Source organism: Luteibacter sp. KNZ12-1A (genome assembly GCF_056755675.1).
Genome location: NZ_JBPGXU010000218.1, coordinates 1 through 361, shown reverse-complemented (window position 1 = coordinate 361; position 361 = coordinate 1). Strand labels below are relative to the sequence as shown.

Sequence of the window (361 nt, the reverse complement as noted above, 5' to 3'; positions counted from 1 at the left end):
CCCCCGCCCCCCCCCCCCGCCGCCGCTCTGCCGCCTTAGCGGCGCTTGCCGAACAGGCCCTTCAAGGCGCCGCCGTTATCGGCATCGGCCGTGCCTCCGATGGCACCACCCGTCAGACCGCCGACGAGGCCGCCGACGACACCGCCCACGGTGTTGGTCACGCCACCGACGACGCCACCAAGCCCAGCCGTGCCACCGGTGCTTCCGCCGCTGGTCGTGCCGGTACCCGTCACGCCGGCGACGCCATTGACGACCGTGCTGACAGCCCCGGTGACACCGGACAGCGCACCGCCCGAATTGACCGCCGCGGTCGCACCGTTGCCGATGGTCGTCACGGCACCGCCCAGCGTCGTGGTCAACG

At 73.4% G+C, this 361-nt stretch carries 1 protein-coding gene; it reads right to left on the bottom strand.

All coding sequences use genetic code 11. The features are described 5' to 3' along the window. Positions 1 to 35: 35 nt before the first annotated feature. Positions 36 to 361 (bottom strand): hypothetical protein (locus ACR9ZJ_RS19420; protein ID WP_481288694.1); only part of this gene is annotated, 326 nt, incomplete at its 5' end.